The organism is Citrobacter sp. Marseille-Q5395 (genome assembly GCF_947057495.1).
GTDB lineage: Bacteria > Pseudomonadota > Gammaproteobacteria > Enterobacterales > Enterobacteriaceae > Citrobacter > Citrobacter murliniae.
On sequence record NZ_CAMSEL010000010.1, the window covers coordinates 15,092 to 28,813 of the forward strand.

The following is a 13,722-nucleotide window of genomic DNA, read 5'->3' on the forward strand; positions in this document are numbered from 1 at the left end:
GAGATGTACGTCCTGTTTTAGGATTAACATACCAAATCTAAAGTGCAAACCTCACATACAGCATTCAAATAGTTTTTTTAGTGAATACATTCCTTATATGTATATTGTTTTTCTATGTGTGATGTTGCCCGCCTTTCTTCGACAGCGTGTAAACGTCATTCGCTCAGTGTCTGCGCGATATCTTTTTGAACCTGCTGGCGTTGTTCCGGAGTCAGCACTTTGCTCAGGTCAAAGTAGTACTTCACCCGATAATAACGCGCCTGTTGTTCGATGTTGCTGAACGCGGAAAGTTGTTTCCTGACTGCGGCATCATCCCATTTTCCGGACTTGATGACGTCAATCAGTGCACCGTCTTTAACATCCTTCACTGAAATCTGGCTGACATTGGTTTCAAGCTGCTGGTGCAGCTTTTTAATCTGTGCGACCTGGTCGTTGGTCAGTTTAAGATGTTGTACTACTGGATCCTGGGCTGGAACCGGAACGTTGGATACGTTTGCTGCGAGCGTGCTAAAAGAGGCACCAGCCAGGGTAGCAGCCAGCAAAGTCATGCGTACGAATTTTTTCATTTTGATATCCTGAAAAAGAATTTACGTGTGATTGTCATTTTCAGAATACGTTGCTTGAGGCATGTCGCCACGCGAATTTGTTTTGCGGTTGGTTACGGAGTGAAACAATCCCGCTACGGAAAATTTGCGCCGTAGCAGGAGAAGGCGATATCTACAGCGTGAATGCGTCGGCATCCAGCCAGGCTGGAAACTTCTCACGATACTCCCTCAGCATAGCGAGCGATAATTCTGCGTCAATCCGCGTTGCCTGATGTGGCTCGGCGGTCGCAATGATTTCACCCTGCGGATTAATAACCCGACTGTCGCCGCGATAATGATGACCATTACCGTCAGTGCCTACGCGGTTACATCCTGCTACATAAGCCTGATTTTCAATCGCTCGAGCGGTAAGCAGCGCCTGCCAGTGCACTGAGCGTGGCGCTGGCCAGTTTGCGACATATAACGCCAGGTCGTAATCATTGCGATTACGTGACCATACCGGAAAACGCAGGTCATAACAGATCAATGGCAGAATACGCCAGCCACGCCATTCAAAGATAACGCGCTCTTCGCCTGCCTGATAATACTGATGTTCATCCGCCATGCGAAACAGATGGCGTTTATCATAGAGATGAACTCGACCCTCAGGTTCAACCAGTAAAAAGCGATTTACCGGACCACGTTCTGACTGTAACGCAACGCTGCCTGCTATCAGGGCATTTGCCTGCTGCGCTTTGGTATGCATCCAGTTGACAACCTCTTCCTGCGAAAGCGATTTGGTTGCTGCATCCATTGCAAATCCACTGGTAAACATCTCAGGTAACACAATGACGTCACGTCCGGTGACGGTTTCCAGTTGTCTGTCGAAATGGCGCAGATTAGCGGGGCCATCCATCCAGATCAGTGGTTGTTGCAGCAGAGTTATTTTCAAACCAGGCACGATCGAGGCTCCTCGTTGAACATTATTTTGACACTGTAGCATGAGCTTTAACAAAAATGTGGCAATAAAAAGCCCCGCCATAAGCGGGGCTAGTAGTCGAGCATTTGCGTTATGCTGCTTCGACTTTACGCACTTTCTCTGGCAGCTTTACCGGCTGAGTCGCCAGCGCTTCAGGTTCAAAATCATCAACGTTGATACTGCGCAGACGGCTCTCTTCGGCTTTCACCAGAATCGCAGCTTCGTCTTTATCAATCAAACCTTTTGCCAGCGCATTGCGTGCCAGTTCATCCAGACGAGTAAATGGCAGGTTTTTACCTAACTCTTTACAGATACGCTGGTGGATAGGATCGGCGGCAATCACGTCCAGCAAAGCTTCTTCCAGTAAACCAACCGGGTTGTGCTCGCTTGGCGTCAGGTACTGACCGCGACCAAGACGAGAACGCGTGGCGCTTGGAATCTGCAAAATCTTCGCAACTTTATGGTCCAGCTTGTCAGACGGTGCATGATAGTGGCGCCCGGTAGGGAAAATAACCACATTCAGCAACCCGGCAACCAGGCGGTTCGGGAAGTTTTTCAGCAGGTCGTCCATCGCCTGTTCAGCCTTATACAATGCATCCTGTACGCCCCAGTGAACCAGCGGCAGGTCTGCTTCGTTACGGCCTTCATCGTCATAACGCTTCAGCACGGCAGAGGCCAGGTACAGCTGACTTAATACATCGCCCAGTCGGGCTGAGATACGTTCGCGACGTTTCAGACTACCGCCCAGTACGGCCATGGATACGTCTGAGAGTAAGGCCAGGTTCGCGCTCAGACGGTTCAGGTGCTGATAGTAACGTTTAGTGGCATCGCCAGTCGGCGTGCTGCTGGTTAACCCGCGAGTCAGGCCAAGCCAGAAACTGCGCACTTTATTACTGCCAACATGACCAATGTGTTTGAACAGCAGTTTGTCGAACGCATTGACGTCGTTGCTTTGTGCGGCAGCCATCTCTTCCAGGACATAAGGATGGCAGCGAATTGCGCCCTGGCCGAAGATCATCATGCTACGGGTCAGAATGTTCGCGCCTTCAACGGTGATGGCGATAGGTGCGCCCTGATAAGCACGCGCCAGGAAGTTGCTTTCCCCAAGCATAATGCCTTTACCGCCAGTAATATCCATCGCATCGATGATTGACTGCTGTCCGCGGTGGGTACAGTGATATTTCACGATAGCTGACAGCACCGCCGGTTTTTCGCCGAGCATAATGCCGTAGGTAATCAGCGACGCAGCAGCGTCCATCACATAGGCGTTACCCGCAATACGTGCCAGTGGCTCTTCAATACCTTCCATCTTGCCGATAGAGATTTTGAACTGGCGACGAATATGGGCGTAAGCACCCGTTGCCATCGCAACAGATTTGACGCCACCTGTAGAGTTAGACGGCAGAGTAATACCACGACCGACAGACAGGCATTCCACCAGCATACGCCAGCCCTGACCGGCCATTTTCGGTCCACCGATAATGTAATCAATCGGTACAAAAACATCTTTACCCAGCGTCGGACCGTTCTGGAACGGGACGTTCAACGGGAAGTGGCGACGACCAATTTCCACCCCAGGCGTAGACGTTGGGATCAGTGCGCAGGTAATACCCAGGTCCTCTTCACCACCCAGCAGTTTTTCTGGGTCAGAGAGTTTAAACGCCAGACCCAGCACGGTAGCGATAGGGGCCAGAGTGATATAGCGTTTGTTCCAGGTCAGGCGCATACCTAATACCTGCTGACCTTGCCATTCACCCATGCAAACTACACCGGTATCAGGAATTGCACCTGCATCGGAACCGGCTTCCGGGCTGGTCAGTGCAAAGCAAGGAATTTCCTGCCCACGCGCCAGGCGTGGCAAATAATGGTTTTTCTGCTCTTCGGTGCCGTAATGTTGCAGCAGTTCACCAGGGCCTAAGGAGTTAGGCACGCCGACAGTGATCGCCAGGATCCCGGAAACACCGGAAAGTTTCTGCAGAACGCGGGCCTGAGCATATGCGGAGAATTCCAGTCCGCCATACTCTTTCTTAATGATCATCGCGAAGAAGCGGTGTTCTTTCAGGTAAGCCCATAATTCCGGCGGCAGATCGGCTAATTCATGGGTGATCTGGAAGTCGTTTGCCATACGGCATGCTTCTTCTACCGGACCATCAATAAAAGCCTGTTCTTCTGCCGTCAGGTGTGGCTGAGGGTAGCTGTGCAATTTTTTCCAGTCAGGTTTACCCTGGAACAGATCTCCTTCCCACCAGGTGGTACCGGCATCAATTGCTTCTTTCTCAGTACGTGACATCGGCGGCATGACTTTACGAAAACCGCGGAATACCGGTGCGGAGATCATCGATTTGCGCATCGGCGTAAAGTTAAACGGTACGAGAATAATGGCCAGAGGAACCAGCAGCCAGACCGACCACAGGCCAGCGACGCCAAGCGCCGCTGTCCAGGCGAGCAAAATTAAGCTGCTGAGGAATAAGCTCACGCGGTGATAAAACAGTACGCTGAGCAGAACAACCGTAGCGATAATACTCAAAATCATCATAACGAAAAGCTCCCTTGCTTGTAGGAGGTCTGACCACTTGTGATGATATGGTTGTAGTGTATGTGAATTCTTTTAGCAATAATTTTACAAAATAATTACAACAGGGTTCACATTGTTGCTGTTTTGGCCGGCACAAAAAATCAAAAGCCATGGGCATTCCTGTGGCTTGTACTTCTCGCTCGTAGCGCTATCCGGTACACTGCATCTTGTCATTTACATTCATGCTGAAGGATATCCTCATGTACCAGGATCTTATTCGTAACGAACTGAGCGAAGCGGCGGAAACGCTGGCTAATTTTCTTAAAGATGACGCCAATATTCACGCCATTCAGCGCGCGGCGGTCCTGTTGGCAGACAGTTTTAAAGCGGGTGGCAAGGTACTTTCCTGCGGTAACGGCGGCTCCCATTGTGATGCAATGCACTTTGCCGAAGAGCTAACCGGGCGCTATCGCGAAAACCGTCCCGGCTACCCGGCTATTGCTATCTCTGACGTCAGCCATATCTCCTGCGTCGGCAACGATTTCGGTTACGATTATATTTTCTCTCGCTATGTCGAAGCGGTGGGGCGTGAGGGTGATGTCCTGTTAGGTATTTCGACCTCAGGTAACTCTGGAAACGTGATTAAAGCGATTACCGCTGCTCGCGAGAAGGGCATGAAAGTCATTACCCTGACCGGGAAAGATGGCGGGAAAATGGCGGGTAGCGCAGATATTGAAATTCGTGTCCCACACTTTGGTTATGCTGATCGAATTCAGGAAATTCACATTAAAGTGATTCATATCCTGATTCAGCTTATCGAAAAAGAGATGGTTAAATAACTATACCCGTCATACTTCAAGCTGCAGGTGCGTTGGCTGCACTCAGAAACCCCAGTCACATAGTTATCTATGCTCCTGGGGATTTCCTCCCTTGCCGCCTACCTGCAACTCGAATTATTTAGGGTATAGGAAGCGGTTTTATTTGCTACTTTGAATCCAAACTGGCTGCAACAATTACGCCTTCCCGCTTTAAGGCGTTTGTGGAGGTGATGTATGTGCGAACTGCTCGGGATGAGCGCTAATGTGCCAACCGATATCTGCTTTAGCTTCACCGGGCTGGTTCAGCGCGGCGGAGGTACCGGGCCGCACAAAGATGGCTGGGGTATTACGTTTTATGAAGGTAAGGGCTGCCGTACGTTTAAAGATCCGCAACCCAGCTTTAATTCGCCTATCGCCAAACTGGTACAAGACTATCCCATCAAATCCTGTTCCGTCGTTGCCCATATTCGCCAGGCAAATCGTGGTGAAGTCGCGCTGGAAAATACGCACCCTTTCACACGTGAACTGTGGGGCCGCAACTGGACCTATGCCCATAACGGGCAGCTTAGTGGTTATAAGTCACTGGCAACGGGGAATTTTCGCCCGGTCGGTGAAACCGACAGCGAGAAAGCCTTTTGCTGGCTCTTACATAAACTGGTCGAACGTTATCCTCGTACGCCTGGTAACATGGCGGCAGTGTTTAAATATATTGCGGTGCTGGCAGGGGAACTACGTAAGAAAGGCGTCTTCAACATGCTGCTGTCTGACGGGCGCTATGTGATGGCCTTCTGCTCGACCAATTTGTACTGGATTACCCGACGTGCGCCATTCGGTGTTGCTACGCTGCTTGATCAGGATGTCGAAATTGATTTTAGCTCGCAGACCACACCTAATGATGTGGTCACCGTGATCGCCACTCAGCCGCTGACGGGTAATGAAACCTGGCAAAAGATCATGCCAGGCGAGTGGGCGCTATTTTGTCTCGGGGAGCGTGTAGTTTGACGCCAATTGTGGCTGAACCACTTCGTGACTCAACGGCTTGCTGACAACGTAACGGCCATCGACGACTGACACTGTCGGTGGCTTACGTGTTTGTTCAAAGTAATCGTATCCCGGTTTTAGCTGCGTCCAGAAATCTTTGTAATACGAAAACTTATGGCGCTGCATATTCGCGTCGGTCATACGGAACGGGTAAATGCTAACCTGAACGCTGGACTGCCCGAACACCAGAGCACCGGTCACAAACTGGAAAATCTCATCAATGCCGTTGTCGGTCATTGCGTAACAGCCGACGGAAACGCAGGCACCATGGATCATCAGGTATTTACCTTCGTAACCATGAGCACGATCGTAGGCGTTGGGAAAGCCAATATTAATCGCTTTATAGAAGCGACTATCCGGCTTGAGCTGACCGCGCTGTACGCTGTAAAACCCTTCCGGACTTTTAAAATCACCCTGACGCTGTTTTGGTCCTAAGCCACCGGAATAGTTACAGATCTTGTAACTGTCGAGCAATTGATACTGTTCACCCATCTTAACGTACAGATCAAGCGTTCGTTCTTCTTTGAAGATCTGAATATAGACAGGAGATCCCATCAATTGCTGCTTATATTCTTTGCTGATTGGCGTGGTCGGGCTACTGCTGCTCAGCAAACCGGCAAATGAGACGCACGGCATCAAAAGCATCGCAAGAAAAAATGCGATTTTACGCATACTGCTTGTTCCTTGATAAAACGGTTACACACGCCAGGACGGCAAAAAGAGTCCCCAAATCAGAAAAATCTGGATTTGGAGCGCTCACATTAGCACCAAGAAAGTTTTTCGCAAGTCTCTCGTGAGGCGTTTACACCTTATACTGAAAATTGGGATTAGAAGCAGTCAGACACTGGCCTATTTTGTCGGGGCGCGGAATACGTGGAGCAAGCAGAATACATCAACGCTAATATATTGAATTAATAATATTAATTATTTAATAATCAAATATTAAAACGGTTCGATCGGCAATAGCAGTAGACTGCGACGAACGTGTTTGACCAGGTATTCTTTTTTTCATGTTTTTTGCATCCTCTCCCCGACGCTTTTTGCCGGGCCTGCTGTCTTTGTGTGTCGTGTTTTCCGTATCCTCAGCAGCCAAAGTTCAACCTTCCTTATCCGACGCGCACTTAAGCTATGCGGCGCAATTGCGTATGCGTAACCGCACCCGACTGCTGAAGCAGTATCATACACAGCTAAAAAAGCAGGCGGGTTACATTGTGGAAGGAAACGCAGAAAGCAAAAGAGCACTACGCCAGCAAAACCGTGTTCTGATTAAACAGCACCCGGAGTGGTTTCCTGGTCCGCTTAAAGCCAGCGACCATCGCTGGCAGGAACTGGCAGAGAACGACCATTTTCTCAGTAGTGATCACTTGCACAATATCACTGAGGTGGCGATTCATCGTCTTGAGCAGCAACTGGGCAAGCCTTACCAATGGGGGGGGACCAGCCCGGATGAGGGGTTTGATTGCAGTGGGTTGATTTTTTATGCCTACAATAAAATTCTGGCGGCGAAGCTACCCCGCACCGCAAATGAAATGTATCACTATCGCCGGGCGACCATTGTCTCTCATCGCGATATCCGTCGTGGCGATTTGCTGTTTTTTCATATTCACAGCCAGGATATTGCCGATCATATGGGCGTTTATTTGGGGCAGGGGCAATTCATTGAATCACCGCGTACGGGAGAAACCATTCGGGTCAGCAATTTAGCCGATCCTTTCTGGCAGGATCATTATCTCGGCGCCCGCCGTATTCTGACGGAAAACACTATCCTGTAATAAAAAAGGCGGTATTTTCATTACCGCCTGGGGAATCGTTAACTCAACGCTCCCATGATTTTTAATTCCAGTTCATCCGGGACTTCGTTGTAAGACAGCACCTGTAAGCCTGGCGCAAATAGCCGTGCGTAGCGGGCGAGCAGAGGGCGTAATTGTGGGGCGACTAACAGCACGGGTTCTTTACCCGCCGCTTTCATTTGCTCTTTAATCTGCGGCATATTGGTCTGGAACTGATTGAGCATATTCGGATCGACCGGTACGCTGTCGAGCATCACTTTTCCGCTTTGTTGCGCCTGATTGACCACATTAGAGAGCAAATTCTCCAGTTCATTATTGAGCGTATAGACAGCCAGCTCATCTTTACGGATAAACGGGTGCGTGATGCTGCGACGCAGCGCCAGACGTACATCAGCCGTCAGCAGAATGTGATCCTTCGTCACGGCACTGCTGGCGACCAGTACGGTGGCAATGGTGACGATATCGCGTAAGGATACCCCTTCGATTAGCAGCGTACGATATACCTTCAACAGCTGGCTGTAATTCAACGCCGTATTAAGATCTTCTGCCAGGCGTGGTGCCATCGATGACAGGCGGTTATGTAACTGAGTAATATCGTCATAGTTAAACAGGTCAGGGATATGCCCGCGAATAACCTTATTCACATGGGTGGCAATAACGCTGGCGCTATCGATCACCTGATACCCCATATTTAAAGCCTTTGCTTTTTGCGCAGCCGCAATCCAGGTAACGGGCATTCCATATGCCGGATCGTGTCCTAAAATGCCGTCGATCTCGCCATAGGTTTCGCTGGAGGGCAGCGCCATCAACTTATCCGATGGAATATCCGCCTCATCAGCTTTAATGCCATTGATGAAAATAGCGTATTGCGTTGGTTTTAGCCTGAAGTTTTCACGGATGCGAATTTCTGGCAGCAAAACGCCATTACTGTCTGAAATAACCTGCCGCACACCGCGAATTCGTTGGGTAAGAGGATTCCCTTTTGATTTATCCACCAGCGACACCAGCTTATACCCCAGACTCAGGCTAATGGGTTCAATTAAAGGAATCGTCTCCCAGCTGACCTGTTGCTCGGTGGTTTCGGCAATGGTCTTGGTCAGCGTTTCGAGATTTTTCTCTTCGGTCTCAGCAACCTTCGGGCGTTTGCTCATGCGCCAGGCGGTGAACCCCAGCAGGGCGCTGAAAACCAGAAACGGAAAGTGGGGCATGCCCGGAACAATCGCCAGCACAAACATAATGCTGGTGGCGGTATAAAGGACGGATGGGCTTGCCAGCAACTGGCTGCGCACGTCAGTAGCAATATCGCCACTGTCGCTCACGCGTGTCACGATAATCGCCGCAGCCGTTGACAGCAGCAGAGATGGGATTTGTGCGACCAGACCGTCACCGATAGTCATCAGTACGTATTGCTGGAATGCCGCTTCGGCACTTAAGTCATATTTAAATATCCCAATACAGACGCCGCCTATCAGGTTGATGGCCAGAATCATCATCCCGGCGATGGCGTCTCCACGGACAAACTTAGACGCGCCATCCATTGCGCCATAGAAATCGGCTTCTCCCGCCACGTCCTTACGTCGAATTTGCGCTTGTGCCTGGTTAATTAATCCTGCGTTCAGATCGGCATCAATCGCCATCTGCTTACCGGGCATGGCATCCAGCGTAAAGCGAGCCGAAACTTCGGAGATACGTTCCGCACCTTTGGTGACCACAATAAAGTTGATTGTGAACAGCGTCAGTAAGGCCGATCGTGAAAATATCGTGGCGGCACTACACGGTCAGCCAATTTTTAATGGTGGCGGTATGGCACCGTTAAACAAACTGGGTAAACAGCCGATTGCGCCGGGTGCCCAGAAGAAAAACGTCACGCCAAACAAACTGGATAAAACCCCGCATCCGCAAGAGACCGCGAAGGTCACAGAAGAAAACGCCAAAAAGGCGCTGGATGTAAATGAGAAAACGGTATTACTGAAGCAAAAATCGGCGCGTGAACTCGGTGAACTGGCGACCAACATCAATGCTATTGCCCGCAATGCACATATGGAAACCAATCTGGAAATGGAGATCGTTCCCCAGGGGTTGCGGGTGCTGATTAAAGATGACCAGAACCGGAATATGTTTGAACGCGGCAGTGCGAAAATTATGCCGTTCTTTAAATCATTGCTGGTTGAGCTTGCTCCTGTATTTGATTCGCTGGATAACAGGATCATCATTACCGGACATACGGATGCGATGAGTTATAAGAGCAACATCTATAACAACTGGAATCTTTCTGGCGATCGCGCATTGTCGGCCCGTCGTGTTCTGGAAGATGCCGGAATGCCTCAGGATAAAGTCATGCAGGTCAGTGCAATGGCGGATCAAATGCTGCTGGATGCGAATAATCCAGAGAGCGCAGGTAACCGCCGCATTGAGATCATGGTGTTGACGCAAAGCGCTTCCGACACGCTGTATCAGTATTTTGGTCAGCATGGAGAGAAGGTGGTGCAACCGCTGGTGGACAAGCTGGATAAGCAAAAGCAGGTGACTTCCTTGAGTCAACAACCCGTTTCTGTACCTCATTAATTCTGTTCTCTGCTCCCACGCAACGTGGGGGCATTTTTTCTCAAGAGAGTCGCATGATTGCTGTAACCGATTTAATTCCCTTAGATATTCCGACCGATAGTAGTACTGATGTTACTCGTCAGGGGGCGCATTTCGACAATGTTTCCGGTATCTGGTACACCGAACCTCGTCAGCTGAATGAGGCACTTCGTGGTTATGCTTACGATACTGATGCTTTTAATATCGTGGCACCTTACTGCCTGGTGATTACATCGAAGATGCACTGTTGGAGCTGCCACCAGCCAACGCGTATTCATGGAGTGATGTTTACCCGCTTTATTAAACAAAATCAGGATGGTAAAGGCTGGCAGTCTGTGCGGCGCAATACGTTTCTCTTCCATATTAATTCTCTGCCTGATGAGATAAAAAAGAACATCAAGGCCAGCAATTACTATCTGGATAAGAGTAAAACAACCGGGCTTCGCTACTGGATGAATCATTGTGAAATTTGTGGCGAACGGTTGGGCGACTACGAGCTTTTTTGCATCGAAGATGAGGCATTTCATCAGATGACCATTGAGAGGATCCTGCGGGCAAATGTCAGAAAAGTGAATAAGCTGTTTGTCAGTTTGGCGGGCAATCCCGCGGATCATGCGCCGAAAGACGTTGTACGTTACCTGTGTGACGCTCGCTTTGTCATGAATGAACCGGAGCCAGCGTAATCCCCCGCGTAAGGCAGATTCATACTTCTCACGATACAAAAATACTGTATACTTAAACAGTGTTGTGGGAGGCGAGTTATGCGCAAAATCATACATGTCGATATGGACTGCTTTTTCGCGGCGGTGGAAATGCGCGATAACCCCGCCCTGCGTGATATTCCCATTGCTATCGGTGGGAGCCGTGAACGCAGAGGGGTCATCAGTACGGCTAATTACCCGGCGAGGAAATTTGGTGTACGCAGTGCGATGCCCACAGGAATGGCGCTAAAATTGTGTCCGCATCTCACCTTATTGCCTGGGCGCTATGAGGCTTATAAAGAAGCCTCCAGCCAGATCCAGGCTATCTTTTCGCGCTACACCTCACTCATCGAGCCTCTTTCCCTGGATGAAGCCTATCTGGATGTTACCGACAGCACTCATTGCCACGGCTCCGCCACGCTGATTGCCCACGAGATCCGCCAGACGATTTTTAATGAGTTACAACTCACCGCCTCGGCGGGGATTGCACCGGTTAAGTTCCTGGCCAAAATCGCCTCAGATTTGAATAAACCCAACGGGCAATATGTGATAACCCCTGCGGATGTCCCTGAATTCATCAGAACGTTACCCCTGGGGAAAATTCCTGGCGTCGGGAAAGTTTCTGCTGCAAAGCTCGAAGCCATGGGGTTGCGCACCTGCGAGGATGTACAAAAATGCGATCTGGCCATATTACTTAAGCGTTTTGGTAAATTTGGTCGGGTGCTGTGGGAGCGCAGCCAGGGGATTGACGAACGGGATGTCAGCAATGACAGAATGCGTAAGTCAGTTGGCGTCGAGCGTACCCTCGCGGAAGACATTCATGAGTGGCCAGAGTGCGAGGCGATCATCGAACGGCTTTACCCGGAACTGGAACGACGTCTGGCGAAAGTGAAGCCGGATCTCTTCATCGCTCGCCAGGGCATTAAATTAAAGTTTAATGATTTTCAGCAGACGACGCAGGAACACGTCTGGCCGCGCTTAAATAAAGACGATTTAATTGCAACCGCGCGTAAAACCTGGGATGAGCGTCGGGGAGGGCGGGGAGTTCGGCTGGTGGGATTACACGTGACGCTGCTGGATCCGCAGCTCGAGAGACAACTGTTGTTAGGACTCTAACCTGGATTATTTGCCGGACAGAGGCGTTAACGCCGCCATCCGGCAATGTATTACAGAGAGTTATTTCGCCGGAATAGATTTCAACAGCTCAGTCAGCAGCGTCCAGTAATGGCCGACGCTTTCAATATGAACCTGTTCATCCGGGGAGTGCGGACCGGTGATGGTTGGCCCGATGGATACCATGTCCATATCCGGATACGGTTTCTTGAACAGACCGCATTCCAGACCTGCGTGGATAATCTGGATGTTCGGCGTCTTGTTGAACAGACGCTGATAGGTTTCACGCACCAGATGCATCACTGGGGAGTTAGCGTCCGGTTGCCAGCCAGGATACGCGCCTTTGGCTTCGGTTTTTGCACCAGCCAGCTTGCCCAGAGAATCCAGCATACTCACGACATAGTCTTTACCGCTGTCGATCAGCGAGCGAACCAGGCAGTGAATCTGCACGTTATCGTCAGTCATAGTGACAACGCCGACGTTCAGGGAGGTTTCCACAACGCCTTTCGCCACATCTGAATTACGGATCACACCGTTTGGTGTGGCGTTCAGCAGGCGAACAAAGGTATCGCGAGACTGAGCAGTCAGCGCGGCTTTATCATTGGCAACAGCATCCAGCAACAGAGCCAGATTCTTCTCTTTTGCTGCCAGTTCGTTTTTCAGGATGTCCTGATAAGTGTTCACCAGCGCTTTTAACGCATCGACTTTATCTGCGGCAACGGCGAGGGTAGCAAAGGCTTCACGTGGAATCGCGTTACGCAGCGTACCGCCGTTGAAATCAACCAGACGCAGATCCAGCTCTTCAGCGTGGCCTGCCAGGAAACGTACCAGCAGCTTGTTAGCATTACCGAGGCCAACGTGAATTTCGCCACCGGAGTGACCACCCTTCAGACCTTTTAACGTCAGCTTAAAGCTCTGGAAACCAGCTGGAATGGCTTCACGAGATAGCGGCAGGTTAGAGGTAAAGTCGATCCCCCCGGCGCAACCCATGTAGATCTCACCTTCTTCTTCGGAGTCGGTGTTGATCAGAATGTCTGCCTGCAGCCAGTTAGCTTGCAGACCAAACGCGCCGTCCATTCCTGCTTCTTCAGTCATGGTCAGCAGAACTTCCAGCGGGCCATGGACGACATTGTCATCAGCCAGAACCGCCAGCGCAGAGGCCATACCGATACCGTTATCTGCACCCAGAGTGGTGCCGCGGGCTTTCACCCATTCGCCGTCGATATAAGGCTGGATAGGATCTTTAGTGAAGTCGTGGACGGTGTCGTTGTTTTTCTGCGGCACCATATCCAGGTGCGCCTGCAGAACGACCGGCTTGCGGTTTTCCATTCCTGCGGTAGCGGGTTTACGAATCAAGATATTACCGACCTGATCGCGCTCGACGTGAAAACCTTTCTCTTTGGCCCAGCTCAGAATGTGTTCAGCGAGCTGCTCTTCATGATAGGACGGATGAGGAATAGAACAGATTTTAGCAAAAATATCCCACAGCGGTTGTGGAGATAATTGAGACAGTTCAGACACGTTGAGTCTCCTTGGCGATGTCCTACAAAATTGACTTGCAGGCCACAGGGTTAGCAGAATTAAAAACACCACAAGTCAGGCTTGCGAGATGCGATTGAGAATACCACTTTCTCTGCTCGCGGGTAGTATAAAGCATG

General features: G+C 50.3%; 11 protein-coding genes and 1 pseudogene. 6 read left to right on the top strand and 6 right to left on the bottom strand.

Annotated elements, in window-relative coordinates; genetic code table 11:
* Window positions 1-155: 155 nt before the first annotated feature.
* From OH663_RS12540 to fadE, 3 genes are all read right to left on the bottom strand, one after another.
* Window positions 156-566 (bottom strand): Spy/CpxP family protein refolding chaperone, encoded by a 411-nt coding sequence (locus tag OH663_RS12540; RefSeq protein ID WP_045440080.1) that lies wholly within the window; start codon window positions 564-566, stop codon window positions 156-158.
* 151 nt (window positions 567-717) lie between these two features.
* Complete coding sequence (locus OH663_RS12545) at window positions 718-1,485, bottom strand: amidohydrolase (protein ID WP_045440083.1); 768 nt, start codon at window positions 1,483-1,485, stop codon at window positions 718-720.
* A 109-nt stretch (window positions 1,486-1,594) separates the two neighbouring features.
* Window positions 1,595-4,039 (bottom strand): acyl-CoA dehydrogenase FadE, encoded by a 2,445-nt coding sequence (fadE, locus tag OH663_RS12550; protein WP_048222013.1) that lies wholly within the window; start codon window positions 4,037-4,039, stop codon window positions 1,595-1,597.
* 239 nt (window positions 4,040-4,278) lie between these two features.
* On the opposite strand from fadE, the gene lpcA reads away from it, so the two are divergent.
* Window positions 4,279-4,857 (top strand): D-sedoheptulose 7-phosphate isomerase, encoded by a 579-nt coding sequence (lpcA, locus tag OH663_RS12555; RefSeq protein WP_045440088.1) that lies wholly within the window; start codon window positions 4,279-4,281, stop codon window positions 4,855-4,857.
* 213 nt (window positions 4,858-5,070) lie between these two features.
* Window positions 5,071-5,838, top strand: coding sequence for a class II glutamine amidotransferase (locus OH663_RS12560; protein WP_045440090.1), 768 nt, complete (start codon window positions 5,071-5,073; stop codon window positions 5,836-5,838).
* Here OH663_RS12560 and dpaA read toward each other — a convergent pair.
* Complete coding sequence (gene dpaA / locus OH663_RS12565; protein WP_045440098.1) at window positions 5,809-6,549, bottom strand: peptidoglycan meso-diaminopimelic acid protein amidase; 741 nt, start codon at window positions 6,547-6,549, stop codon at window positions 5,809-5,811. The genes OH663_RS12560 and dpaA overlap by 30 nt on opposite strands.
* Window positions 6,550-6,887: 338 nt before the next feature.
* On the opposite strand from dpaA, the gene OH663_RS12570 reads away from it, so the two are divergent.
* Window positions 6,888-7,649, top strand: a complete 762-nt coding sequence (locus OH663_RS12570) for a C40 family peptidase (RefSeq protein ID WP_045440100.1) — start codon at window positions 6,888-6,890, stop codon at window positions 7,647-7,649.
* A 38-nt stretch (window positions 7,650-7,687) separates the two neighbouring features.
* On the opposite strand, the pseudogene OH663_RS12575 reads toward OH663_RS12570, so the two are convergent.
* A pseudogene (locus OH663_RS12575) lies at window positions 7,688-9,406 on the bottom strand (flagellar biosynthesis protein FlhA); the annotation flags it as partial.
* On the opposite strand from OH663_RS12575, the gene lafU reads away from it, so the two are divergent.
* From lafU to dinB, 3 genes are all read left to right on the top strand, one after another.
* Window positions 9,372-10,232, top strand: coding sequence for a putative lateral flagellar export/assembly protein LafU (gene lafU, locus OH663_RS12580; RefSeq protein ID WP_200013300.1), 861 nt, complete (start codon window positions 9,372-9,374; stop codon window positions 10,230-10,232). The pseudogene OH663_RS12575 and the gene lafU sit on opposite strands and share 35 nt — an antisense overlap.
* A gap of 53 nt (window positions 10,233-10,285) precedes the next feature.
* A complete protein-coding gene (locus OH663_RS12585; RefSeq protein ID WP_045440231.1) occupies window positions 10,286-10,933 on the top strand; it encodes a hypothetical protein in 648 nt (215 codons plus the stop codon).
* Between the two features lie 78 nt (window positions 10,934-11,011).
* On the top strand, window positions 11,012-12,067 hold the full coding sequence (gene dinB, locus OH663_RS12590) for a DNA polymerase IV (RefSeq protein WP_045440234.1): 1,056 nt from the start codon (window positions 11,012-11,014) through the stop codon (window positions 12,065-12,067).
* A gap of 60 nt (window positions 12,068-12,127) precedes the next feature.
* Here the strand turns inward: dinB and pepD are convergent, their stop codons facing one another.
* Entirely contained in the window at window positions 12,128-13,585 is a 1,458-nt protein-coding gene (gene pepD, locus OH663_RS12595) for a cytosol nonspecific dipeptidase (protein WP_045440238.1), read from the bottom strand.
* Window positions 13,586-13,722: the final 137 nt, after the last annotated feature.

Bases quoted from the DNA above. Each gene is read 5' to 3' on its own strand.
- dinB (WP_045440234.1), top strand. From the start codon at position 11,012: ATGCGCAAAATCATACATGTCGATATGGACTGCTTTTTCGCGGCGGTG.
- dpaA (WP_045440098.1), bottom strand. From the start codon at position 6,549: ATGCGTAAAATCGCATTTTTTCTTGCGATGCTTTTGATGCCGTGCGTC.
- OH663_RS12570 (WP_045440100.1), top strand. From the start codon at position 6,888: ATGTTTTTTGCATCCTCTCCCCGACGCTTTTTGCCGGGCCTGCTGTCT.
- OH663_RS12560 (WP_045440090.1), top strand. From the start codon at position 5,071: ATGTGCGAACTGCTCGGGATGAGCGCTAATGTGCCAACCGATATCTGC.
- lpcA (WP_045440088.1), top strand. From the start codon at position 4,279: ATGTACCAGGATCTTATTCGTAACGAACTGAGCGAAGCGGCGGAAACG.
- OH663_RS12540 (WP_045440080.1), bottom strand. From the start codon at position 566: ATGAAAAAATTCGTACGCATGACTTTGCTGGCTGCTACCCTGGCTGGT.
- fadE (WP_048222013.1), bottom strand. From the start codon at position 4,039: ATGATGATTTTGAGTATTATCGCTACGGTTGTTCTGCTCAGCGTACTG.
- OH663_RS12585 (WP_045440231.1), top strand. From the start codon at position 10,286: ATGATTGCTGTAACCGATTTAATTCCCTTAGATATTCCGACCGATAGT.